Source organism: Ferrovibrio sp. (genome assembly GCF_041906005.1).
In the GTDB taxonomy this organism is placed as follows: domain Bacteria; phylum Pseudomonadota; class Alphaproteobacteria; order Ferrovibrionales; family Ferrovibrionaceae; genus Ferrovibrio.
On the sequence record NZ_JAYRJY010000004.1, the window covers coordinates 21,156 to 45,494 of the forward strand.

Sequence of the window (24,339 nt, forward strand, 5' to 3'; positions counted from 1 at the left end):
GAGAGGCGAGAAATTCGGGTCGGTCGGAGCAAAAAATGGCGGCGTATCAATATATTTACGTGATGAAGGGCCTTTCCAAGGTCTATCCCGGCGGCAAGAAGGTGCTGGACAATGTCTGGCTCTCCTTCCTGCCCGGCGCCAAGATCGGCGTCCTTGGCCATAACGGCTCGGGTAAATCGACGCTGCTGAAGCTCATGGCCGGCATCGATACGGAATTCAACGGCGAGGCCTGGGCCGCGGATGGCGTTTCGGTGGGCTATCTCGCCCAGGAGCCGCATCTCGATCCCAAGAAGGACGTGCTCGGCAACGTCATGGAAGGTGTCGGCGCCACGGCAAAGCTCCTTGAGGAGTTCGAATCCGTTTCCAACGCGATGGCCGACCCGGATGCCGATTTCGATGCGCTGCTGGCGCGGCAGGCCGAGTTGCAGGAGAAGATCGACGCGGCCGATGCCTGGGACATCCAGCGCACGGTCGAAATCGCCATGGACGCGCTGCGCTGCCCGCCGTCGGATGCAGATGTGACCAAGCTTTCCGGTGGTGAACGCCGCCGCGTGGCGCTCTGCCGCCTGCTGCTCTCCAATCCCGACATGCTGCTGCTCGACGAGCCGACCAACCATCTCGATGCGGAATCGGTCGCCTGGCTGGAGCAGTTCCTGCACAAATACAAGGGCATGGTCGTGGCCGTGACCCATGACCGCTACTTCCTCGACAACGTCGCCGGCTGGATTCTGGAGCTCGACCGCGGCCAGGCGCTGCCCTTCGAAGGCAACTACTCCAGCTGGCTGGAACAGAAATCCAAGCGCCTGGAACAGGAATCGAAGGCGGAGAGCTCGCGCCAGCGCACCCTCGACCGCGAACTCGAATGGATCCGCCAGGGACCGAAGGCGCGCCAGGCAAAATCCAAGGCCCGCATCGCGGCCTACGAAACGTTGCTCGCCCAGCAGAACGAGAAGTCGCAGGAAACCGCGCAGATCTATATTCCGGCAGGACCGCGTCTGGGTGATCTGGTTATCGAAGCGGAACATCTCAACAAGGGTTTCGGCGACCGGCTGCTGATCGAAGACCTCTCCTTCCGCCTGCCGCCGGGCGGCATCGTCGGCGTCATCGGTCCCAACGGCGCCGGCAAGACCACGCTGTTCCGCATGATCACCGGTCTCGAAAAGGCGGATGGCGGCACGTTCAAGGTCGGCGAGACGGTGAAGCTCGGCTATATCGACCAGTCGCGCGACAGCCTCAACGCCAACAAGACGGTGTGGGAGGAAATCTCCGACGGGCATGACGAAATCGAGCTCGGCAAGCGCAAGATGCCGAGCCGCACCTATGTCGCCGGCTTCAACTTCAAGGGCACCGACCAGCAGAAGAAGGTCGGCCAGCTCTCGGGCGGTGAACGCAACCGCGTGCATCTGGCGAAGATGCTGAAGCAGGGCGCCAACGTGCTGCTGCTCGACGAACCGACCAACGATCTCGACGTCGATACCCTGCGGGCGCTCGAAGAAGCCTTGCTGGAATTCGCCGGCTGCGTGGTCGTGGTCAGCCACGATCGCTGGTTCCTCGACCGCATCGCCACGCATATGCTGGCCTTCGAAGGCGACAGCCATGTGGAATGGTTCGAGGGCAATTACCAGGATTACGAGGCGGATCGCCATCGCCGCCTCGGCACCGATGCCGATCAGCCACACCGCATCAAATACAAGCCGCTGATCCGCAGCTGATCCGGTCAAATTTGATTCATATCAAGGTGCTTGCCGCCGCGTCTGGGCATGAGAAGATGGGGTCGGGTTCCTGACCCGCATCTTCTTGTCCAGAGCGGCGGTTTTGCCATGCGCCTTTCGACCATCCTTGTCATCCTTGTCCTCATCGGCGGCGCTGCGGCCGGCTATGTGTTCTGGCAGGAGCGCCGAAGCGAGGCGGCCCTCGAGGGCTTCGCTGTCGCCAATGGCCGCATCGAGGTCGAGCGGGTGGCGGTCGCCACCAAATATGCCGCGCGCGTGGCGGGTATCCTGGTGGATGAAGGCGATATTGTCTCCAAGGGCCAGGTCGTGGCGGAAATGGATACCGCTGAATTGAAGGCGGACCTTGCCGAGGCGCAGGCGAATGAGCGCCAGGCGCAGGAAGCCATCGGCCAGGCCCGGGCCGAGATCGGCATCCGCCAGGCGGACCTCGAATTGGCAGAAATCGAATTGAAGCGCGCCGTCACGCTGGAGAAAAAGAATGCAGGCCCGGTGGCCGAGGTCGAGCGCCGGCGGGCGCAGCGCGATGTCGCCATCGCCGCGTTGAAAGGCGCCGAGGCCGGTGTCGAGAATGCCAAGGCGGCGGCTCTTGCCGCGGCGGCACGGGTCGAGCGCCTGCAGACGGTGATCGCCGACATGACCCTGCGCGCACCGACCGACGGTCGTGTCGAATACCGCCTGGTGAAGGCCGGCGAGGTGTTGGCGGCGGGCGGACAGGTCGCCACCCTCCTCGATCTTGCCGACGTGCATATGGTGGTGTTCTTCCCGACCGCCGTGGCCGGTCGCGTGGGGCTGGAATCGGAAGCGCGCATCGTGCTCGACGCGGCGCCTGAATTCGTCATCCCTGCCAAGGTCAGCTTCGTCGCCGCCGAAGCGCAGTTCACGCCGAAATTCGTCGAGACGAAGACCGAGCGCGACAAGCTCACCTACCGCATCAAGGTGGCGATCGATCACGATCTGCTGGTCAAGTATCGCGACTATGTGAAAGCGGGCCTCACCGGCAATGCCTATCTCAAGGTCGATGCGGCCGCCACATGGCCCGACTTCCTGGCGCCCAAACTGCCACCGCCGTCCAATGGGGCGGTGGACGCGGCACAGGGAAGCACAACACCGTGACCGACCAGACGCCCGAGCCGGCCGTGCGGCTGCGGGGTGTCCAGCACCGCAACAACCGGCATTTCGCGCTTCAGGATATCAGCTTCGAGATTGCCGCCGGCAGCACGGCGGCGATCATCGGACCGGATGGGGTGGGCAAATCGACCCTGCTCTCCCTCATCTCGGGCACGCGCCGCATTCAGCAGGGCGATATCGAGATATTGGGCGGCGATATACGCCGCCGGCGCCACCGCAATGCCATCGCCGAACGCATCGCCTACATGCCCCAGGGACTTGGCAAGAATCTCTACCCGACCTTGTCCGTGGCCGAGAATATCGACTTTTTCGCCGGCCTCTTCGGCCTGCATGGTGCAGCGGCCAAAGCGCGGCGCGAAAGGCTGTTGATCGCAACTGGCCTCGACCCTTTCCCCGACCGGCCGGCCGGCAAGCTCTCGGGCGGCATGAAGCAGAAGCTCGGCCTTTGCTGTGCGCTCATCCACGATCCGGATCTCCTCATCCTCGACGAGCCGACGACCGGTGTCGACCCCCTGTCGCGCCGGCAGTTCTGGCACCTCATCGACGAAATCCGCGCCGAGCGGCCCGGCCTCACTCTTATTGTCGCGACCGCCTATATGGAGGAGGCCGCCCGTTTTGCGCAGCTGATCGCCATCGATGCCGGGAAGCTCCTGGCGGCCGGACCAACCCAGGAGGTGCTGCGGGTGGCGGGCGCGGCTACTCTGGAGGAAGCCTTCGTCACCCTGCGCCACCGTGCCGGTCTTTCAGGGCTGGCGACACGCGCGGAGACAGGCCTGCTGCCGCCGCGCAAGCAATATGACGGGGCGCCCGCGATCGAAGCCACGGAACTCACCTGCCGCTTCGGGGATTTCACCGCCGTCGACCGGGTCAGTTTCCGCATCGAAACGGGCGAGATTTTCGGCTTCCTCGGCTCCAATGGATGCGGCAAGACCACGACGATGAAGATGCTGACGGGCCTGCTGCCGGCCAGCAGCGGCTCGGCCAGCCTGCTCGGCAAGCCCGTGGCGGCGCAGGACCGGCAGTCGCGGCTCAGCATCGGCTACATGTCGCAGAGCTTCTCGCTCTATGAGGAATTGTCGGTCCGCGCCAATCTCGACCTCCATGCCAGGCTCTATCAGGTGCCGCGGGCCGACCTCGCCGCAGGCATCGCCGACGCGCTGAAGCGTTTCGACCTCGAGGACATCGTCGATCGACTGCCACGCGATCTGTCGCTCGGCCAGCGCCAGCGCCTGCAATTGGCGGCGGCCTGCCTGCACAAGCCCAAGGTGCTCATCCTCGACGAGCCGACCTCCGGTGTCGATCCTGAGGCGCGCGATGCCTTCTGGCAGCAGATCGGCCATCTTGCGCGTGAAGAGGGGGTGACGATTTTCGTCTCCACCCATTTCATGAACGAAGCGGCGCGCTGCGACCGCATCTCCTTCATGCATCGCGGTCGCACCCTGGCCGTGGGCGAGCCGGCATCGCTCGCGGCTCAATATGGCAGCGGCGATCTCGAGGAAGCGTTTGTCAAACTGATCGAGGCCGATGAAGGTTCGACGCCGCAGGCCGCTATGCCTGCAGCAGATACAGTGCCTGTCGACACGGGTATCGCGACCAGCAGCCCGTTGCGCCGCATTCTGGTCTTCGCCCGTCGCGAGGCGCTGGAACTCCGCCGCGACACCGTGCGCCTCGCCTTTGCGCTCCTGGCGCCGCTCTTTCTCATGGTCTGTTTCGGTTTCGGCATGTCCTTCGATGTCGAGGATCTGCGCTATGCGGTGCTGGATCGCGACCGCTCGCTGGAAAGCCGCACCTTGATGGAAGGCTTCGGCGGGTCGCCCTATTTCTCGGAAACGTCGCCGATCCGGGACTTCAACGCCCTCGACCAGCGCCTGCGGTCGGGTGATGTGCAGGTGGCAGTCGAAGTGCCGCCGGATTTCGGCCGTGATCTGTTGCAGGGGCGTACGCCGCAGCTCGGCGTCTTCATCGATGGCAGCTTTCCTTTCCGCGGCGAAACGGCCCGGGGCTATGTGCAGGGGATCGCCCTCAAACAGGCGATGGAGCGGGCGCGCCAAACGATCGGCAAGTTTCCCGATCCCACGGCATACGAACTGGTGCCGCGCTTCCGCTACAACCAGGACTTCAAAAGCGTCGTCGCCATGGTGCCCGGCATCATGATGCTGCTCCTCGTGCTGATCCCAGCCATGCTGACGGCGCTGGGCGTCGTGCGCGAAAAGGAGCTTGGCACCATCGCCAATCTCTATGCCTCGCCGGCCGGGATTGGCGAATATCTTGTCGGCAAGCAGCTGCCTTATATCGGCATCGGCTGTATCGCCTTCCTGCTGATGACGCTGCTCGCCATTCCGGTCTTCGGCATCTACCCCAAGGGCAGCCTGCTGGCCTTGGCCTTGGCCGTTCCACTCTACCAGATCGCCACCACCGGTTTCGGCCTGCTCATCTCGGCCTTCTGCTCCAGCCAGGTGGCAGCGATATTTGCAGCGGCGATCCTCTCGATCATCCCAGCGGTCAATTTTTCGGGACTCATGTATCCGACGGCGACGCTGGAGGGGGCCGCGAAATGGATTGGGCTGGGCTTTCCTTCCTCCTGGTACCAGACGGTGAGCCTCGGCGTCTTCACCAAGGGATTGGGCTTTACCGCGTTCACCAAGGAATATCTGGCCCTCGCGGCCTTCGGCCTGGGCTTTCTCATTCTGGCGCGGCTCTGCGTCTCGAAGCAGGAGCGCTGAACCATGGCCGCTTCGCCTCTCGTGCGCTGGTTCATCAATGTCTACCGCCTCGGCCTCAAGGAAATGATCGCATTGGCGCGCGATCCGGTGCTGCTGGGTCTGATGATCTTTTCCTTCACTTTCTCGATCTATTCGGTGGCGCACGGTGTCCGCACCGAGGTACGCAATGCCGCCATTGCCGTGGTCGATGGCGATGGGTCGCAGCTCTCCCGGCGGATTGTCGAGGCGTTGCAGCCGCCTTACTTCCTCAAACCCCAACTGATCGATCGCAGCGCCGTGGATGTGGGGCTTGATCGCGGCCTTTTCACCTTTGTGCTCGATCTGCCGCCGGGCCTGCAATCGGACCTCAGCGCCGGGCGCGAGCCGACCATCGGGCTGGCTGTCGACGCCACCGCCATGACGCAAGCTGGTGTCGGCACCACCTATATCAGCAACATCGTCGACCGCGAGATCACGGCTTTTCTTGAACAGAGCAGCACAGTCTCGCTGGTGCCGGTCGAGGTCGTGATCCGCGCTTATTTCAACCCCAATCTCGATTCCACCTGGTTCATGTCGGTGATGCAGGTGGTGGAGAACGTGACCATTCTCTCCATCATTCTGGTGGGCGCCGCGGTCATCCGCGAACGCGAGCGCGGGACCATCGAGCATCTGCTGGTGATGCCGATCACGGCCAGCGAGATTGCCGTGGCGAAGATCTGGGCCAACGGCCTCATCATCCTCATCGCCGTCTTTCTGTCGCTGCACTATGTCGTGCAGATGCTGCTGGGTGTGCCGATCCTGGGCTCGATCCCGCTCTTCTTAGGCTCGGCTGCGATCTATCTCTTCGCCACGACGTCGATGGGCGTGCTGCTGGCTACCGTCGCCAACTCCATGCCGCAATTCGCCATGATGGCCATTCCATGCTTTGTGGTGATGAACCTGCTGTCCGGCGCCACCACGCCCTTGGAATCCATGCCGCAATTCTTTCAGGTGGCGATGAAGGCATTGCCTTCGACGCATTTCGTCGCGGCCTCGCAGGCGGTGCTCTATCGCGGTGCCGGCATCGACATCATCTGGCCGCAGATGATGCTGATGGCCGGGCAGGGCAGCATCTTCCTCGCCTTGGCCCTCCACCGCTTCCGCGCCATGCTGGCCCGGCAGAGCTGAGGGTCACTTCCGCCGGTTCTTCTTGTCCTTGAAGCGGGGGGCGACACCCGGGCGGCCGGCGCTGGAACGGGCGCGGGGGCGATCTGGTAAGGGTTTGCCGGCGGCATCGAGGCCGCCTTTGACGCCGCCCAGCGTGGTCGGGATTTCAAGGTCGATGGCTTCCAGCCGCTTGATCTCGTCGCGGTAGCGGGCGGCTTCCTCGAATTCGAGATTGCCGGCGGCCTCACGCATCTTCTTTTCCAGCTCCGCCAGCGTCGCCTTGAGATTGTGGCCGAGGAGGTGCTTGTCACCCAGCACGCCGGTATCGACCGTCACATGGTCGGATTCATAAACCGACTGCATGATGTCGCTGATATTCTTCCTGACCGATTCCGGCGTGATGCCATTGGCGGCGTTATAGGCCTGCTGCTTCTCGCGGCGCCGGTTGGTTTCCGCGAGTGCATATTCCAGGCTGTCGGTCATCTTGTCGGCATAGAGGAGCACGCGGCCGTCGAGATTGCGCGCGGCACGGCCGATGGTCTGGACGAGGCTGGTGCGCGAACGCAGGAAGCCTTCCTTGTCGGCGTCCAGGATGCAGACCAGGGCGCATTCCGGAATGTCGAGGCCTTCGCGCAGCAGATTGATGCCGACCAGCACATCGAAGGCGCCAAGGCGCAGGTCGCGGATGATCTCGATGCGCTCCAGCGTTTCGACGTCGGAATGGATATAGCGCACGCGCACGCCGGCTTCGTGCAGATATTCGGTCAGATCCTCTGCCATGCGCTTGGTCAGCGTCGTGATCAGGACGCGCTGGCTTTTTCTGGCTGCTTCCTTGCATTCGGCGACGACGTCGTCGACCTGGGTCTCGGTCGGCCGCACGATGCAGACCGGATCGATGAGGCCGGTCGGACGAATGACCTGCTCGACAAAGACGCCGCCGGTCTGCTTCAATTCCCAGGCGCCCGGCGTTGCCGAGACCTCGATGGTCTGCGGGCGCATGCGTTCCCATTCTTCGAATTTCAGCGGCCTGTTGTCCATGCAGGAGGGCAGGCGGAAGCCGTACTCGGCTAGCGTCGACTTTCTGTGCCAGTCGCCCTTGAACATGCCGCCGATCTGCGGGATCGAGACATGGCTTTCATCCGCCACCAGCAGCGCGTCGCTGGGGAGATATTCGAACAAGGTCGGCGGCGGCTCGCCGGGATTGCGGCCGGTGAGATAGCGTGAATAGTTTTCGATGCCGGCGCACACACCCGTGGCCTCGATCATCTCCATGTCGAAATTGACGCGCTGCTCCAGGCGCTGTGCCTCAAGGAGCTTGTTCTGCGCGCCCAGTTCCTTCAGCCGCCCCTTCAATTCTTCGCGGATGAGCTTCACCGCCTGCTGCAGGGTAGGCTTCGGGGTCACGTAATGGCTGTTGGCGAAGATCTTGATCTCGGGCAGTTCCGCGGTCTTCTGGCCCGTCAGCGGGTCGAATTCGACGATCGTCTCGATCTCGTCGCCGAACAGCGACAGGCGCCAGGCGCGGTCTTCCAAATGGGCGGGGAAGAGTTCCAGCACGTCGCCCTTGATGCGGAAGGTGCCACGGAAGAAGGCGGTCTCGTTGCGCTTGTATTGGAGCTCGATCAGCTTGCGGACCAGCGTGTTGAATTCGACCAAATCGCCGGGCTTAAGCGTGATGGTCATGGTCGAATAGGTTTCCGGCGCACCGATGCCGTAGATGCAGGAGACCGACGCCACGATGATGACGTCGCGCCGCTCGAACAGAGCGCGCGTCGCCGAATGGCGCATGCGGTCGATCTGCTCGTTGAGCGAGCTTTCCTTCTCGATATAGGTGTCGGTCCGCGGCACATAGGCCTCGGGCTGGTAGTAATCGTAGTAGCTGACGAAATACTCGACTGCGTTCTCGGGGAAGAAGCTTTTCATCTCGCCATAGAGCTGGGCGGCCAGGGTCTTGTTCGGCGCCAGCACCAGGGCCGGGCGTTGCACCGCCTGGATGACATGGGCGATGGTGAATGTCTTGCCCGAACCGGTGACGCCCAGAAGCACCTGGTCGCGCTCATGCGCATTCACACCCTTGATGAGCTCGGCGATCGCCTGCGGCTGGTCGCCGGCCGGGCGGTAGTCGGAGACGAGCTTGAACGGCTTGCCCGGCAGGTTCTCCGTGGCGCCGATGGGGCGTTCCTCAATGACGGGGTCGGATTGCAGCGGTTTCATGCGACCGTTTATAGAACGAAGGGGGAAAGAGGGGTAGAGATATGATCTCCACCCCTCCTCTTCAATGCGCCCTTACGCCGCCTGGCGTTGCGTCACGAAATCCGGATAAAAGCGCGCCGTCATCCGCGCCAGATAGGGCTTGAGATTGCTGCAGGATTCCGCCGCCTTGCGCAGGTCGGTATCGAAATAGGGCGTCATCACCGTGGCCAGCATGCCGAAGGCCGTGGCGTCGGCGCCGCAGGTCGTCTCGCCCAGCAGATAGGGCTTGTCGCCGAGGAGCTGTGAAAAGCTGTAGAGCGAGCGCGTGCCGAGGAAGAGGATGTCCTCGTCCGAATGCCGGCCGATGCCATGCCCGTGCAGGCGCTGCTTCACCTCGGCCACGGTGTCGGCGCGGAGCTTTTCGCGGATCGCCTCCGGTGCGTCGTCGAAGAAATGCGCCGGACCCTTGGCGAAATTGACCGGATCGAGCCAGCGATATTTGGTGGCGGCCCAGCCGAGATGGTCTTCCAGCATGCGCTCGACCGCCCAGGCCAGCGCCCGCTGCTGCACATCGTAGCCGGCATCGAAATCGACGCCATAGGACCATTCGAGGTGCTGGCGGATAAAGGTCGAATCCGCAACGATCGCCGCCCCGTCCTTGATATAGGGCAGCTTGCCCTTGGGGGCGGCGGGGAAGCCGGTGAAATCCTTCTCGTAAGGGAGGCCCGCCATCTTCAATTGCACCTCGGTCTTCATGCAATAGGGGCTCGCCTCCGGCAGGTCGAAGCCCGGGCCGAAGGTATAGAGGATGATCGGGCTGGTCGGCTGAGTTTTGGTCGGCTGGGTCGGGGTCATCGTGGGGCCTCTCGTTTTTCTCGTTGGCGATGAGCAAGCTTTACTGCCACCCTGCTGCCAGCCTAGTGTCAGCAGCGACAGAACGGATAAGGAATATCCATGCGCCGCGCCGACCGCCTGTTCCAGATCATCCAGATCCTGCGCCGGCACCGGAAGCCGCTGACCGCCGATGCGATCGCCGCTGAACTGGAGACCTCCAAGCGCTCGATCTACCGCGATATCGCGACATTGATGGCCCAGCGCGTGCCGATCCGCGGCGAAGCGGGGGTCGGCTATGTGCTGGAAGGGGGCTACGACATGCCGCCCTTGATGCTGACGGCCGACGAGATCGAGGCGGCGGTCCTGGGCGCGCAATGGGTCACCAGCCGGGGCGACCCGGCCCTGGCGCGGGCGGCGCAGGACCTCATCGCCAAGGTGGCCGCCGCCGTGCCCGAGCGCCTCAGGCCCATCGTGCTGGAACCGGCCAGCCTCAGCTCACCCAGCCGCGCCATGCCGGTCGACAAGGTCGATGTCGCGGGCATCCGCGCTGCCATTCATGGCGGGCGCAAGGTGACGCTCGATTACCGTGACGAGCAGGACCGTCCTACCCAGCGCCGGGTCTGGCCCATCACCATCGGCTATCTGGAAACCGTCCGCATGCTGGTGGCCTGGTGCGAATTGCGCCAGGATTTCCGCCATTTCCGCACCGACCGCATCCAGCAGGTCGAGGTGCTGGAGGAACGCGTGCCGGAACGCCCCGCGGTGTTGCGCGCCAAATGGCGCAAAACCGTGCGGGACCACCCCCGGCGCGACGCTGGTTGAAGCGGGCCGGGTGACGCGGTGCGGCAGCTTGGTTCTTGACACCCGGCTTCAACACTAACTAAGTGTAGTTACAGTTCGGCCCTGCAAAATGAGGGAAGCCCATCGTGAACACCGTCCACAAACCCAGTTTCGTTGAACTTTTCACGCCGAAACTGGTGACCGTGCTGCGCGAAGGCTACCGCCTCATCGATTTCCGCGCCGATGCCATCGCCGGGCTCACCGTCGCCATTGTCGCCTTGCCGCTCTCCATGGCCATTGCCGTGGCCTCGGGCGTCACGCCGGACCGGGGCCTCTATACCGCCATCATCGGCGGTCTTTTGATTTCGGCCCTGGGCGGCAGCCGCTTCCAGATCGGCGGGCCGGCCGGCGCTTTCATCGTGCTGGTGGCGGCGACCGTCGCCATACACGGTGTCAACGGGCTGCTGATCGCCGTGCTGCTCTCCGGCGTCATCCTGCTCGCCACCGGCCTGCTGCGGCTCGGCACTTTCGTCAAATACATTCCCTATCCGGTGACCATCGGCTTCACCGCCGGCATCGCCGTCATTATCTTCGCAAGCCAGGTGAAGGACCTGATGGGGCTCAGCCTGCCGGATGGTGAACCGGGTGAGCTTGTCCACAAGGTTCCGGCACTGGCCGCCGCCTTGCCGAGCTTCAACCTCGCCGCCTTCGCGCTGGCGCTGGTGACGATCGTCCTCATCGTCGGCTTCCGCCGCTACAAGCCGAGCTGGCCGGGCCTGCTCATCGCCGTGGGTACCGCTTCGGTCGGCGCGGCGGTGCTGGGCCTGCCGGTCGAGACGATCGGCACCCGCTTCGGCGGCATCCCCAACATTCTGCCCTGGCCGTCCTTGCCGGCGATGACCTATGACAAGGTCGTCGAGATGTTGCCGGCGGCTCTGTCCTTTGCCTTGCTCGGCAGCATCGAAAGCCTGCTTTCGGCGGTGGTCGCCGACAGCATGACCGGAAGGCGCCATCGCTCGAATTGCGAATTGATGGCGCAGGGCATCGCCAACATCGCCTCGGCCCTGTTCGGCGGCATCTGCGTCACCGGCACCATCGCCCGCACCGCGACCAATGTGCGCGCCGGCGCGCGGGGCCCGGTTGCCGGCATGCTGCACGCCTTGTTCCTGCTGCTGTTCATGCTGGTGGCAGCACCCCTGGCTTCCTACATCCCCCTGGCGGCCTTGGCCGGCGTACTGGCGACGGTTGCCTGGAACATGGCGGAGAAGCACGCCTTCACGGCACTTCTGCGCGCCTCGCGCGCCGATGCGCTGGTGCTGATGGCGACCTTCCTCGTCACCATCTTCAGCGACCTCATCAACGGCATCCTGACCGGCTTCTGCCTTTCGGCCCTCCTCATGCTGCACCGCATGTCGCAGGCGGTGGGCGTCGAGACGGCGACCCAGCCGCTCTTTGCGGAGGATCAGGCCGACGAGGTGGAGGGGACCACGCGCGAGCGCTATCAGCCGGCGGCGGGCATGGACCGCGACATCATCATCTGCCGCATTTCCGGCGCTTTCTTCTTCGGCGCCGCGGCCAGCGTGGGAGCAGCGCTTGATCGCATCGGCGCCCAACCGAAGGCGGTCATTGTCGATTTCAGCGCGGTGCCGATCCTCGATTCAACCGCCGCCGCCACCATCGAGGCCTATCTTAGCAAGGCGCATCGGCGCGGCGCCGCCATCTTCATCGCGGCGGCCGATGCGTCGGTCCGGCACACGCTGAAATCCTTCGGCGTCAAGCGGCCGATGGTGCGCTTCTCGGCCGACCTCAAACATGCCTTGACCGCCGCCCGGGCGGAAATCCACCGGGTGGCGATCCATGGCGCCGCGCCTACGCCCGCGGCATGATCACCGCGCGATAGAGGTGCCAGGTCGCATGCCCCAGCACGGGGATGACGACAATGAGTCCGGCGAAGAAGGGCAGCGACCCTAAGAGAAGGCTGCCCGTCACGATCACACCCCAGACCGCCATCGGCACCGGATTGACGGCAACCGCCCGGACCGAGGTTTCGATGGCTACACCGACCCCGACATCGCGCTCAAGCAGCAGCGGGAACGAAACCACGCTCACCGCCAGCGTCAGGCAGGCGAACAGGAAGCCGACACCGCAACCGACAGCGATCAGCTTCCAGCCCGGAGTGGTCATGAAGACGTCATGGATGAAGGCCGCCATGGAGAGCGGCTGCTCCGGTCCCAGGATCGCGGTATAGAGGGAGGATGCCGTGGCCATCCACAGGACGAAGATGGCGCAGAGAATGAGGCCCAGCAGCACGATGCTACCGATGGCGGGTGACTCGAGCACGCCGAAGGCATTGCGCCATGTGACCTCGACGCCCATTTCGCGCTGCCGGCTCATCTCGTAAAGGCTCAGCGCTGCAAAGGGGCCGACCAGGGCGAAGCCCGATGCCATCGGGAAGAGCAAAGGCAGCATGTCGTAGCCGAAGGCGACGCGTGCCATCACCAGGCCGATGACGGGATAGATCACGCACAGGAAGAAGACGTCGGTGCGATAGGCGCCGAAATCGCTCCAGGCGCGCTGGAATATCTCGCGAAAATCCGAGACGGCAATCGGGCGCACGATGGGTGGGCGTGCCACCGCCTCGTCATGCGGCTTCGTTGCGGAATGGCTCAGTGTCTCCAGGGCCTCGGCCCCGTGCTTGATCTGGTCCCAGCCCCATTCCAGGGGATTGCGGATCGTCGTCGCCATAATGCGCCTCCTCGATGGTCGGGCGAGGGGGGCGGTCCGCGTCATGGAGAGCCGGTTGGTGAGGGCGCCGGACATGACCGAACCGCGACCCAGACTCGAAAAGTGACACGTGAATGCAACGCCGTCAGCATACGCCGATCGTTCCACCTTGTCTTGTAACACGCGGCAAGCATTGACTTTTCGGGCAGGCTCCCTATCTCTCGCCCCTTATTGCGTGCTCGTCTCCGCTTGGCCGGAGATCTGGGCGCCAGGGGAATTGATAAATAATTCAATGATTTGAGGATTTGACGCGCCCATGCTCGACCTGCTGACCGATCCCAATGTGATCCTGAGTTTCCTGACCCTGGCCGCTCTCGAGATCGTGCTCGGCATCGACAATCTGCTGTTCGTGCAGATCGTCGCCAGCCGCTGCGCGCCAGAGAAGCAGATGATGGCCCGCCGGGTGGGCCTCTTGCTGGCCCTGGGCACACGCCTGCTGTTACTGGCCTCGATCGCCTGGGTTGCATCCCTGACCGCGCCGATCTGGACCTTCGACTGGTTCGGGCCGGAACATCTCTATGACCTTTCCTGGCGCGACGTCATCCTGCTGGGCGGTGGCCTCTTCCTGCTGGCCAAGGCGACGACCGAGATCCACCATCACATCGAAGGTGCCGAGGGCGGCGCCAAGACCGGCAAGTATCTGAGCCTGGCGGCCGCGATCGTGCAGATCGCGATCCTCGATATCGTCTTCTCGCTCGACAGCGTCATCACCGCCGTCGGCATGGCCGATCACCTGTCGGTCATGGTGGCAGCCGTCATCGCGGCGATGATCGTCATGATCCTCGCCGCCGGTCCGGTCGGCAATTTCGTCGACGAACATCCGACCGTGAAGATGCTGTGCCTTTCCTTCCTGCTGCTGATCGGCGTGGCGCTGCTCGGCGAAGGTCTGCATTTCCACATCCCGAAAGCCTATCTCTACTTCGCCATCGCCTTCTCGGCCCTGGTCGAGTTCCTCAACATGTGGGCGAGGAAGAAGAAGGTGCGGGCGAAGGGATAGGGGGCGATTGGGTCTGAAGGCGACACCCCCCACCCAACCCTCCCCCTGAAGGGAGAGGGTTAGGGTGGGGGTGAGTTTCAGACCCGCTGTTCGCCTAAGGCAGACCTCACCCGAACTTGGCGGCGAGGTCCATGGTGCTTTCCCAGCCGATGCGCTCGAAGTTCTCGGTGACCCACTTATCGGCGGTTTCGTAGCCGAGCTGGTGAAGATGTTCGAGGAAGGCGCGCTCGGTGTTCATCTTGCTCAAGCTACCCATCTCGGCCAACTCGACTTCCGCGCTGATCTCATGGAAGCGCACGGCGGTGTAGCGGTCGTTCTGGAGCGCGCCGCTTTCGATCAGCCGGGTGATGGTGGCAAAGCCTTCCATCTCGCGCACCAGGCTTGAGTTGAACGTCATTTCATTGATGCGGTTGAGGATGTCGCGCGACGATACCGGCACATCGGGCCGGTTCATCGGATTGACCTGCACGATCACCACGTCAGATGAATCGCATTCGTGGATGAGCGGATGAATGGCCGGGTTACCGAGATAACCGCCATCCCAATAGAACTCGCCATCGACCTCGACCGCCTCGAAGAGTAGCGGCAGGCAGGCCGAGGCCATCAGCGCTTCGACCGAAATCTCCGGCGTGCGGAAGATGCGCGAGCGGCAGGTGCGCACGTTGGAGGCGGTAACGAACAATTTGACCTGCGGATGCGCGCGCAGATTCTCGAAATCAACGAGGTCGCGCAGCAGATCTCCCAGCGGGTCGTGGCGCAGTGGGTTGATCTGGCGCGGTGCCAGCAGGCGGGTGGCGAAATCGAGCCACATGAAGCTGGGGTCGCGGTCAACGTCCCAGCCGTCGGAAATGCCGGGTATGCCGCGCGGAATGCTGCGCGGCAGGGGATTGAGCTCGGAAACGCCCATCCAGAAGGCGTGCAGCGCGTCGATGGCGCCCTGGCGCTGGCCCTTGAGGAAACCATCGGCGAAGACCGCGGCGTTCATGCCGCCGGCGCTGGTGCCGCTCAGGCCGTCGATATAGATGCGGGGTTCGCTGATGAGGCGGTGCATGACGCCCCAGGTAAAGGCGCCATGCGACCCGCCGCCCTGCAAAGCAAGGCTGATATGCTTCACCCCCGGCTTGCGCGGCCGTGGCGTGGTCTCACCGGAATCGGGCGTCACTGCTTTACCGTCCATCGGAACCTGAAGGCGCTTCACAAATCTGGCGCGCCGTCATCATCAACCCGGATGGTTTATTTTTCGTGAAGCCCCCGAATGCCCCCGGCGCCGTCTCCGGCCGGTCAGCCGCGCAGCAGTTCCAGGAAGTCCTTTGCCGGCATGGGTTTGTGCCAATAGAAGCCCTGGCCGAGATCGGCGCCAAGGGCGCTGGCGCGGCGGGCGACGTCGGGGTTTTCGATGCCGACCATGACGATGCGCCCATTGCACTTCTTGGCCAGGCGCACGAGTTCGGCCACTAGCCCCGCGACCGGACCGCCATTGGCCGAGAGCGAGACGAAGCGGCGGTTGAGCTTCACCAGATCGGGGTTGAGCGAGGAGAGATATTCGCTGTCGCCGCCGCCGATGCCGAAATCGTCGATCGAGATGCGGAAGCCGCGCTGCTTCATGTCCCAGATGGCCGGGCGGATCTGCCGGTCGGCGGCATCGATCTCGTTCACCTCGATGGCCAGGCGATGCGGCGGGATGCCGGCGGCAGCCACCTTGGCGGCCAGGGCTTCGCGCTTGGTGAGATCGGAAAACTCGTCGGGCTCCAGATTGAGCGTCACGCAAAGCTCGCGCTCGGCGGTGAGCGCCGGCTTGAGGTCGGTGAGCACCATGTCGATGACACGCTGGTTGAGGATAGCGGTCAGCCCCAGCGCCTTGGCCATGGGCAGGAAATCGGCAGGCGAGATGGCGTCGCCCACTTCCGTCGTCCAGCGCAGCAGCGGCTCGGCGCCGATCACCGTGTGGTTGGCGTCCAGCGTCACGATCGGCTGGTAGGCCATGGAGAGGCCGCCTTCCTCGATCGCGCGGGTGAATTGCTTGGCAAGGGGCTCCGGCCGTTCCACGGCCATGGCCGCGACCAGGCCCATGATGATTCCGACCATGGCGCCGAAAGCCAGCAGCATGTTGGGATTGTTTGTACCGATGAGAGGCGCCGCCAAACCCAGCAGGAAGGCGATTACGAACACCAGCAGCTTTAATTTCAGTCGACCTGACATTGCTACTTACGGACCTTGCGATTTTGTGTCGTCCCCGGGGCCAAAGTGACGGATACAAGTACAAATGGTCAAGGGTGACAGAAAAACGTCACTGAATACCGCTCCGGTGGTAAAGGGCGCCCCGTTTTTCGGTCCAAACAAGCCGGTTTGGCGTTTTCAGGACAGTGCTGATTTCAGGAACGCAAATATCCGCGAATCCTGGCTTTGCGCCACGTTGAAGCGCAGGTGATGCGGCCAGGCCTCGCTGGGACTGAAGACGTTTCCCGGCGCCAGCACGATGCCGTGGTCCTGCGCCGCCACGGCGAAATCGGTGGCAAGCGGCGCCTTGCCGCCCCTGCCGGTTGGCAATGCCAACCACAGGAACATGCCTTCGCCCGATTCCGCCCCGTCGCCCATCCAGGGGACGAAACCCAGGGATGTCAGCTTGCGCGCGATCTGGAAGCGCACACGCGCCAATCGGTCGCGGATGCCGGCCACATGCTTGCGGTAGGAACCGTCGCTCAACAGCCGGTGCACCAACTGGGCGGATAGTTCATTGTTGCCGAAGCTCATGGCGAGCTTGAGGTCGGCGAGATCGGCGATGGTTGCTGGGGCGGCGGCCAGAAAGCCGATACGCGTCGCTGCCGACAGGGTCTTTGAAAAGCTGCCCAAGTGGATCACGCGCTGCAGCCCGTCGAAGGCGCCCAGGCGCAACGATGGCTGCGCTTCGAAATCGCGAAAGATATCGTCTTCGAGAATGCGGAAATCATGGCGCTGAGCGAGCGCCAGCAGGCGGTGCGCCGTGGCAAGAGCCAGCCTGGTCCCGGTCGGGTTCTGCAGCCCGGCATTGGTAAGATAAAGCTTGGGCCGGTGTGCTGCCGCCAACGCCTCCATCACCGCAAGATCCGGCCCCGTCGGTGTCATCGGTACCGAGAGCAGCTTGCCGCGCTGTGCGCGCACGGCGGCGTGGAAATTGAAATAGCCGGGATCGTCGACCAAAACGGCATCGCCTGGCTCGATCAGATAGCGGCAGACCAGGTCGATCGCCTGTGACGCGCCGTCCATCAGCAGCAGCCCCTCTGGCGTTGCCGGCACCTCTATTTCGTTCAAGCGCCGCGCCAGCAGATCGCGCAACGGGCGGAAGCCCAGCGGCACGCCATATTCGATGAGGCCCGTTTCCGGCGCCCGCGACAATGCCCTGAGAGCGCTCCGCAGGGCGGCATCGGGCAGCCAGTCGATGGGCAGCCAGCCACAGCCGGGCTTGGGCTGCTTGGGATCGAGGGTGAGGGACCGGCGCATCATCCAGATCGGGTTGACCCCCATCCGTGCATTGGGCAGCGGATCAAGCGACAGAGGCTTTGCCGCCTGCAGGCGCGGGGCCACAAAGAAGCCGGATTTCGCCCGCGCCACCACTAGCCCGTCCGCGACCAGCCGGTCATAGGCCGCGACCACGGTAAAGGGACTGACGCTGAGGCGCTGTGCCAGGCGCCGCACCGAGGGCAGTCTTTCGCCGGCACCCAATGCGCCGCTTGCCATGCGCCGGCCGAGCGCGCTGGCGATGCGGGAGACGAGCGGCCCGGCTTCACCGGAAAGATCGATGTCCATCATGGCACATCCAAACTGTATTGGTATTTGTACTGGTATAGATTGTTGAATTGTATCGGATGTGTGCCTGTCCGCGCCAGCATCGATTGGCGATCCTCGGGGTCTCCCAACCAGGACATCCGCCCATGACCGACGCCGCCCTCACGACCGCCTCTCCCATCAGCCTTCCGACCCGTGGCCTTATCTACGGGCTCATCGGCGTCATCATCTTCGGCGGTTCGCTGCCGGCCACGCGCGCCGCCGTCTTGACGCTCGATCCTTGGTTCGTCAGCGCCGCGCGCGCGGTGGGTGCTGCCTGCCTTGGCATCCTGTGGCTCGGTGCTGCGCGCCAGCCCTGGCCCAGCCGGCGCGATTTCTTCGGCCTTGCCGTGGTCGGGCTCTGCGTCGTCATCGCCTTTCCGGTGCTGACGGGCCTGGCCATGCAATGGGTCCCGGCCAGCCATGGCATTCTCTTCGTGGGTCTCATCCCGCTCGCGACCTGTCTCGTCGGCGCGCTGCTCGGCACGGTGCGGCCCAGGCGGCCGTTCTGGTTCTGGGCGGCCCTGGGTTCCATCTCGGTCGGGGCTTACGCGGTCTATCAGGGCGGCGGCGATTTCGAGCCGGCCGATCTCCTCATGGTGGGCGCCATCGTCGCGACCGGGATCGGTTATGCCGAAGGGGCCAGATTGTCCCATCACATGAAGCCCGCGGCCGTCATCTCCTGGGCGCTGCTGGTGAGCCTGCCGCTCACCTTGCCGGCGCTCGTTCTGACCTGGCCGGAATCGACCCGCAGCGTCCCCGTTTCGGCCTGGGTCGGGCTCGGCTATGTCACGCTGTTTTCCATGTTTATCGGCTTTCTCTTCTGGTACCGGGGCCTTGTGCTGGGCGGCACCGCCCGGGTCAGCCAGATTCAGCTGTTCCAGCCCTTCATCGGCTTAGGATTGGCTGCCGTCTTCCTGGGCGAGCAGGTGGGGTGGGGGCTGCTGGCGGGAAGTGTCATGGTGACAATTTCGGTGGCCAAGGCGCGGCGCTACGCCTGAGAGCGCAGACAAGAGCGCACATCATCGGCGACGCATTGCCGCCTTGCGTCCCGGAAGGGTCAATTTGGGTTGCCGCAAGCGGGGGTGGGGGCTATCTTCCGGCCGGATTTTTGCCCCCTGAAATGGTGACCTGAAATGGCTTTCCTTGCCGACCGCCTCGACCGCATCAAACCCTCGCCCACGATCGCCGTGACCATGAAGGCGCGCGAACTGAAGGCGCAGGGCCGCGACATCATCGGCCTTGGCGCCGGCGAGCCGGATTTCGACACGCCGGACAACATCAAGCAGGCGGCGATCAAGGCGATCAACGCGGGCGACACCAAGTACACCAATGTCGACGGTACCGACGCCCTGAAGAAGGCGATCATCGCCAAGTTCAAGCGCGAGAACAATCTCGACTACAAGATCGACCAGATCACGGTCGGCACCGGCGGCAAGCAGGTGCTCTACAACGCGCTGGTCGCCACCGTGAACCCGGGCGATGAAGTCATCATCCCGGCGCCCTATTGGGTCTCCTATCCGGACATCGTGCATTTGGCCGAAGGCACGCCGGTCGCGGTCGAATGCGGCCAGAACCACCAGTTCAAGCTGCAGCCGGAAATGCTGGAAGCGGCGATCACGCCCAAGACCAAATGGCTGATCCTCAATTCGCCGAGCAACCCGACCGGTGCCGCCTATACCGCCGCAGAACTGAAGGCGCTGGCCGACGTGCTGCTCAAGCACCCCCATGTCTGGGTGCTGACCGACGACATGTACGAGCATCTCGTCTACGACAATTTCAAATTCGCCACCATCGCCGAGGTCGAGCCCAAGCTCTATGAGCGCACGCTCACCATGAACGGCGTCTCGAAAAGCTATTGCATGACCGGCTGGCGCATCGGCTATGCCGGCGGGCCGGCGCCGCTGATCAAGGCGATCGCGAAGATCCAGTCGCAATCGACCTCGAACCCCTCGTCGATCAGCCAGGCGGCGGCGGTCGAAGCCCTCAACGGCCCACAGGATTTCATCGCCAAGCACAATGTCTCGTTCAAGGAACGCCGCGACATGGTAGTGGAGATGCTGAACAAGGCGAAGGGCCTGCATTGCCACAAGCCGGAAGGCGCCTTTTACGTCTATCCGTCCTGCGCCGGCACAATCGGCAAGACCACGCCGGAGGGCAAGAAGATCGCCACCGACGATGATTTCGTGACCTATCTGCTCGAAGCCGAAGGTGTTGCGGCGGTGCAGGGTTCGGCCTTCGGCCTTTCCCCGCATTTCCGCATCTCCTACGCCACCTCGACCGAAGCCTTGAAGGATGCCTGCAACCGCATCATCCGCGCCTGCGAGAAGTTGAAGTAGTCGATTGATATCCAGTCGGTGATCGACCTGCTCGATCACCGACTGCGACGTTTTTCATCTCTCGGATTGCCGGTAAAGCTTGCGATTGTCATGGTTTAGGCCCAAATTTAGACCTGAACAAACCAATGAGGATGGCAATCATGGACATCGATATCGGCATCTCCAAGAAAGATCGCAAAGCCATCGCCGATGGCCTGTCGCGCCTCCTGGCCGACACCTACACGCTCTATCTCAAGACCCATAATTTCCATTGGAACGTCGAAGGGCCGATGTTCAACACGCTGCATCTCATGTTCGAGACGCAGTACACGGAACTGGCACTCGCGGTCGATCTCATCGCCGAACGTATCCGGGCGCTGGGTTATCCGGCACCGGGCACCTACGCCGCCTATGCCAAGCTCTCCTCGATCAAGGAAGAGCAGGGCGTGCCTTCGGCCGAAGACATGATCCGCAAGCTGGTCCAGGGCCAGGAAGCCGTGTCGAAAACCGCCCGTTCCGTCTTTCCGGCGGCGGACAAAGCCGGCGACGAGCCGACGGCGGATCTCCTCACCCAGCGTATGCAGATTCACGAAAAGAATGCCTGGATGCTGCGCGCCTTGCTCAGCAAATAGTTTCGGGCAAGTAACGCCATTTTCTCAATGAGTTAGATCGGCGCGGGCGCACTCCCGCGCCGGTTTCGTTTCAGGCGTGGCAGATCCGCCTGTAATCTATCGCCTGCCTGCTGCGTATCTGCTGTTGAGGACGCATAAGGAGAAGGCGATGTGGATTCGTAAAAACCGTGGCTGGGAGTTGCGGGAATCGGCGCTGACGCCGGAGGGAGTCTTCCGTGGCCGCCGGCGGTTCCTGGCGGGTGCGGCGGGCGCCATTTTCGCTCCCGCCTTGTTGGCCTGCGAAAAGAAGGCAGCGGCGGAAGGCGATGCAACACCGGACCCCTCGGCCGGCCTCTATCCCGTCCAGCGCAACGCGAAGTTCACGCTCGACCGTGACCTCACGCCGGAAGGCGATGCCACCACCTACAACAATTATTATGAATTCGGTACGTCGAAGGATATCTCGGCCGCGGCGCAGGCGCTGCCGATCCGTCCCTGGGCCATCACCATCGACGGCATGGTGGGCAAGCCGCAGACCATCGCCATTGACGATCTTCTGAAGAAGATGCCGCTCGAGGAGCGCGCCTATCGGCATCGCTGTGTCGAGGCCTGGTCGATGGCCGTGCCGTGGAGCGGTTTCCCCTTGAGCGCGCTGGTTGCGATGGCCGAGCCGCAGGCCGGCGCCAAATTTCTGCGCTTCGAAAGCTTCATGAACGCCGATGCAGCACCCGGCCAGTCCGATCCGCTTTATCCCTGGCCCTATATCGAAGGCCTCACTTTGGCCGAGGCCACCAACGATCTGGCCTTTGTCGCCACGGGCATCTATGGCAAGCCGTTGCCCAAGCAGAACGGTGCGCCGCTCCGACTGGCGCTGCCGTGGAAATACGGTTTCAAATCGGCCAAGGGCATCCAGCGCATCACTTTCACCGACGAACAGCCGGTGGGCCTGTGGCAGGCGATCCAGGGCAGCGAGTATGGCTTCTATGCCAACGTAAACCCCGCCTTCTCGCATCCGCGCTGGAGCCAGGAATCGGAACGCGTGCTGGGGTCAGGCGAGCGCGTGCCGACGCAGATCTTCAACGGCTATGGCGCGTTCGTCGCCGGCCTCTATCCCGACCTTAACGACCGGAACTATTTCTTCTAGATCGCGACGGGTGCAGCAGCGGCAATGACCGGTGCGCAGCTTTCGCCGACCACGAGGGTCGGCTGGAAGACGACGTGGCGCGGCGGCTGGGCGGCACTGCTGTTGATGCGGCCGATCAGCAGGCGGAAGGATTCGTTGATCATCTCGTTGATCGGATGTTCGGTCCGCGTCAGGCGCGGGCGCAGGCCGCTGATGCCGGTAATCGTGTCGGTCGAGGCGATCGAGATGTCGTCCGGGCATTTGAGGCCAAGATCGGCGATGGCCCGCATGAGACCCAGCGCCATGACGCCGTTGGCGACGTAAAGTGCCGTCGGCCGGTCCGGCCGTTCCAACATTTCCCGCGCCATGGCATAGGCCACTTCCTCGCGGAACTCGCCCTGGCGGATGTGATGGGGCAGGGGTGTCACACCCCGCGCCTGCAGCGCTTGCATCATGCCCTCATAGCGACCGCGTCCCGTCGTGAGGTGCTGCGGGCCGATGATCGAGCCGATGCGCCGATGGCCGAGGTCGAGCAGGTAGTTGGTCGCCTGGCGTCCGGCGGATTCGTTGTCGATCGTCACCGTGTCGGAACGCTTGTCCTCGAAGACGCGGCCGAAAAGGACCGTTGGGATCGATTTCCCCTCATGATCGCGCTGCAGATGCTGCGCACTTTCCCCGACCGGCACCAGGACGACACCGTCGCAGGAAAGCTGGCGGATACGCGACATGATGCGTTTTTCCGCTTCCGGCTTTTCGTCGCTGTTGAAGACGACCAGCGAATAATCCCAGGCGGCCGCCGCCGCTTCCGCGAGGCAGACGATATGGCTGTAGAAGGGGTTGGAGAGATCCGCCACGACGATGGCGATGAGCTGGCTGCGGCCCCGGTTGAGGTTGCGCGCCGCGGTCGAGGGGGCATAATGCAATTCCTCGATGGCGGCCTGGACGCGCTTTCTGAGCTCGGGGCTGACATAGGCGGAATCGTTCACCACGGCGGAAACCGTCGCGATCGATACCCCGGCAGCCTTTGCCACATCCCGAATCGTTGCCATTTGCCTTCCAGCTAACCGTTTCGCTCAATCTAGCGCGGCGAAATTAAAAGTCTACCGATAGAATCCGCTTGATCGGAAGTCTGTCCTGCGTAATTCTGGCGAAACGGTTAGGACATGTTCGCCAAACAACAAGGCGGGCAGCCCCGGTTCCTGTGGGAGGGAAACATGAGGACGACAAGGTCTCTGAATAAGACTCTGACTCTTTGCGCGTTCGGCGCCGCTTTGACGTTCGGCGCCCAGATGGCGGCGGCGGACAAGCCGCTGGTGGGGATCGTCTCCATCGCCGCCACGGAAGCGAACAACGTTCGCTATATCAAGGGGGCGGAGGCCGCCGCGGCCGAACTCGGCTGGGAGGTCTCGGTCATCGACGCCGCCGGCAGCGCCGACCAGGCCAATTCCGGCATCCAGAATTTCGCCCAGCGTGGGGCGCACGCGATCATCGACATGGTGTTTCCCTTCTCCTCGATCGGCGCCGGGCTTGACGCCGCCAAGAGTGCCGGCATTCCGGTCGTGACCTGGGGCGGCGGTCTCGGTTCCACCGTTGCTGCCACCAACGGCTCCGGCGGCCCGATGGCCGAACCGATCGTCGAGATGATGGCCAAGGAAATGGGCGGCAAGGGCAGCGTCCTGGCCCTCACCTACCGGACCGGCGAAGTGTGCCGGAACCGCGAAGTGGTGATGGACCAGATCCTGGCGCAACATCCCGATATCAAGGTGACCAAGAACGAAGTGCGCATCCCCGGCTATTTCGAGGACGGCGCGCAATATGCCAATGCTTGGCTCACCTCGCATCCGGCCGGCTCCGAGCCGCTTGCGGTCTGGGGCTGCTGGGACGATCCGGCGATCGGCGCCATCGGTTCGCTGCGCGCGCAAGGGCGCGACGATGTGAAGGTCTATGGCATCAACGGCAATGCCCAGGCGTTGGAGAATATCCGCGGCGGCCATATGACAGCAACTGCCTGGCAGGACAGCTATAGCGAAGGCTATAACATGGTGAAGATGCTGGACGAGATCAAAAAGGCCGGCGCATCCTGGCAACCGAAGGCTGCGGAAGTGCCGGCGGTGGTGGTAACCAAGGACTCGGTCGAGCAGTTCATCACCGACCATCCCGACGCCATCAAGTAAGAAGAAGGGGGAGCC

General features: G+C 63.5%; 19 protein-coding genes. 12 read left to right on the forward strand and 7 right to left on the reverse strand.

The features are described 5' to 3' along the window. Positions 1 to 35: 35 nt before the first annotated feature. From ettA to ACE3OO_RS19640, 4 genes are all read left to right on the forward strand, one after another. Positions 36 to 1,712 (forward strand): energy-dependent translational throttle protein EttA, encoded by a 1,677-nt coding sequence (gene ettA / locus ACE3OO_RS19625; RefSeq protein WP_374305651.1) that lies wholly within the window; start codon positions 36 to 38, stop codon positions 1,710 to 1,712. Positions 1,713 to 1,820: 108 nt separating this feature from the next. Continuing rightward, positions 1,821 to 2,846, forward strand: coding sequence for an HlyD family secretion protein (locus ACE3OO_RS19630; RefSeq protein WP_374305653.1), 1,026 nt, complete (start codon positions 1,821 to 1,823; stop codon positions 2,844 to 2,846). Next, positions 2,843 to 5,584 (forward strand): ribosome-associated ATPase/putative transporter RbbA, encoded by a 2,742-nt coding sequence (rbbA, locus tag ACE3OO_RS19635; RefSeq protein WP_374305654.1) that lies wholly within the window; start codon positions 2,843 to 2,845, stop codon positions 5,582 to 5,584. Before ACE3OO_RS19630 ends, rbbA begins: the two co-directional genes overlap by 4 nt. A 3-nt stretch (positions 5,585 to 5,587) precedes the next feature. Then, positions 5,588 to 6,730 carry an ABC transporter permease gene (locus tag ACE3OO_RS19640; RefSeq protein WP_374305655.1) on the forward strand — a complete coding sequence of 381 codons (1,143 nt, stop codon included), beginning with the start codon at positions 5,588 to 5,590 and terminating at the stop codon, positions 6,728 to 6,730. Positions 6,731 to 6,733: 3 nt separating this feature from the next. Here the strand turns inward: ACE3OO_RS19640 and uvrB are convergent, their stop codons facing one another. Together uvrB and ACE3OO_RS19650 are read right to left on the reverse strand one after the other, a co-directional pair. After that, the gene (gene uvrB / locus ACE3OO_RS19645) at positions 6,734 to 8,923 is read right to left on the reverse strand and encodes an excinuclease ABC subunit UvrB (RefSeq protein WP_374305657.1); all 2,190 of its coding nucleotides are present in this window, start codon (positions 8,921 to 8,923) and stop codon (positions 6,734 to 6,736) included. Between the two features lie 72 nt (positions 8,924 to 8,995). Beyond that, positions 8,996 to 9,757, reverse strand: a complete 762-nt coding sequence (locus ACE3OO_RS19650) for a glutathione S-transferase family protein (protein WP_374305659.1) — start codon at positions 9,755 to 9,757, stop codon at positions 8,996 to 8,998. Between the two features lie 99 nt (positions 9,758 to 9,856). Here ACE3OO_RS19650 and ACE3OO_RS19655 point away from each other — a divergent pair, with 99 nt between their 5' ends. Continuing rightward, entirely contained in the window at positions 9,857 to 10,558 is a 702-nt protein-coding gene (locus tag ACE3OO_RS19655) for a helix-turn-helix transcriptional regulator (protein ID WP_374305661.1), read from the forward strand. 104 nt (positions 10,559 to 10,662) lie between these two features. Further along, positions 10,663 to 12,402, forward strand: coding sequence for a SulP family inorganic anion transporter (locus ACE3OO_RS19660; protein ID WP_374305663.1), 1,740 nt, complete (start codon positions 10,663 to 10,665; stop codon positions 12,400 to 12,402). Here ACE3OO_RS19660 and ACE3OO_RS19665 read toward each other — a convergent pair. Further along, the gene (locus ACE3OO_RS19665; protein WP_374305665.1) at positions 12,386 to 13,261 is read right to left on the reverse strand and encodes a DUF2189 domain-containing protein; all 876 of its coding nucleotides are present in this window, start codon (positions 13,259 to 13,261) and stop codon (positions 12,386 to 12,388) included. The two genes, ACE3OO_RS19660 and ACE3OO_RS19665, sit on opposite strands and share 17 nt — an antisense overlap. A 295-nt stretch (positions 13,262 to 13,556) precedes the next feature. On the opposite strand from ACE3OO_RS19665, the gene ACE3OO_RS19670 reads away from it, so the two are divergent. Next, the gene (locus ACE3OO_RS19670; RefSeq protein ID WP_374305667.1) at positions 13,557 to 14,297 is read left to right on the forward strand and encodes a TerC family protein; all 741 of its coding nucleotides are present in this window, start codon (positions 13,557 to 13,559) and stop codon (positions 14,295 to 14,297) included. Between the two features lie 106 nt (positions 14,298 to 14,403). Here ACE3OO_RS19670 and ACE3OO_RS19675 read toward each other — a convergent pair whose 3' ends face one another. From ACE3OO_RS19675 to ACE3OO_RS19685, 3 genes are all read right to left on the reverse strand, one after another. After that, positions 14,404 to 15,474, reverse strand: a complete 1,071-nt coding sequence (locus ACE3OO_RS19675) for a patatin-like phospholipase family protein (protein WP_374305670.1) — start codon at positions 15,472 to 15,474, stop codon at positions 14,404 to 14,406. 104 nt (positions 15,475 to 15,578) lie between these two features. Further along, a complete protein-coding gene (locus ACE3OO_RS19680) occupies positions 15,579 to 16,496 on the reverse strand; it encodes an EAL domain-containing protein (protein WP_374305673.1) in 918 nt (305 codons plus the stop codon). A 156-nt stretch (positions 16,497 to 16,652) separates the two neighbouring features. Beyond that, positions 16,653 to 18,083: a PLP-dependent aminotransferase family protein gene (locus ACE3OO_RS19685; RefSeq protein WP_374305676.1), complete on the reverse strand. Its 1,431-nt coding sequence runs from the start codon at positions 18,081 to 18,083 to the stop codon at positions 16,653 to 16,655. A gap of 122 nt (positions 18,084 to 18,205) precedes the next feature. Between ACE3OO_RS19685 and ACE3OO_RS19690 the strand changes: the two genes are divergently transcribed. The 4 genes from ACE3OO_RS19690 to msrP all read left to right on the forward strand — a co-directional run bounded on the left by ACE3OO_RS19690 (position 18,206) and on the right by msrP (position 22,171). Continuing rightward, positions 18,206 to 19,099: a DMT family transporter gene (locus ACE3OO_RS19690; RefSeq protein WP_374305678.1), complete on the forward strand. Its 894-nt coding sequence runs from the start codon at positions 18,206 to 18,208 to the stop codon at positions 19,097 to 19,099. Between the two features lie 135 nt (positions 19,100 to 19,234). Further along, on the forward strand, positions 19,235 to 20,437 hold the full coding sequence (locus ACE3OO_RS19695) for a pyridoxal phosphate-dependent aminotransferase (protein WP_374305681.1): 1,203 nt from the start codon (positions 19,235 to 19,237) through the stop codon (positions 20,435 to 20,437). Positions 20,438 to 20,577: 140 nt separating this feature from the next. Further along, positions 20,578 to 21,048, forward strand: coding sequence for a Dps family protein (locus ACE3OO_RS19700; RefSeq protein ID WP_374305683.1), 471 nt, complete (start codon positions 20,578 to 20,580; stop codon positions 21,046 to 21,048). Between the two features lie 148 nt (positions 21,049 to 21,196). After that, complete coding sequence (gene msrP, locus ACE3OO_RS19705; protein WP_374305686.1) at positions 21,197 to 22,171, forward strand: protein-methionine-sulfoxide reductase catalytic subunit MsrP; 975 nt, start codon at positions 21,197 to 21,199, stop codon at positions 22,169 to 22,171. Here msrP and ACE3OO_RS19710 read toward each other — a convergent pair. Beyond that, positions 22,168 to 23,199, reverse strand: coding sequence for a LacI family DNA-binding transcriptional regulator (locus tag ACE3OO_RS19710; protein ID WP_374305688.1), 1,032 nt, complete (start codon positions 23,197 to 23,199; stop codon positions 22,168 to 22,170). The genes msrP and ACE3OO_RS19710 overlap by 4 nt on opposite strands. Positions 23,200 to 23,313: 114 nt before the next feature. Here ACE3OO_RS19710 and ACE3OO_RS19715 point away from each other — a divergent pair, with 114 nt between their 5' ends. Beyond that, positions 23,314 to 24,324, forward strand: a complete 1,011-nt coding sequence (locus tag ACE3OO_RS19715; protein WP_374305690.1) for a sugar ABC transporter substrate-binding protein — start codon at positions 23,314 to 23,316, stop codon at positions 24,322 to 24,324. Positions 24,325 to 24,339: the final 15 nt, after the last annotated feature.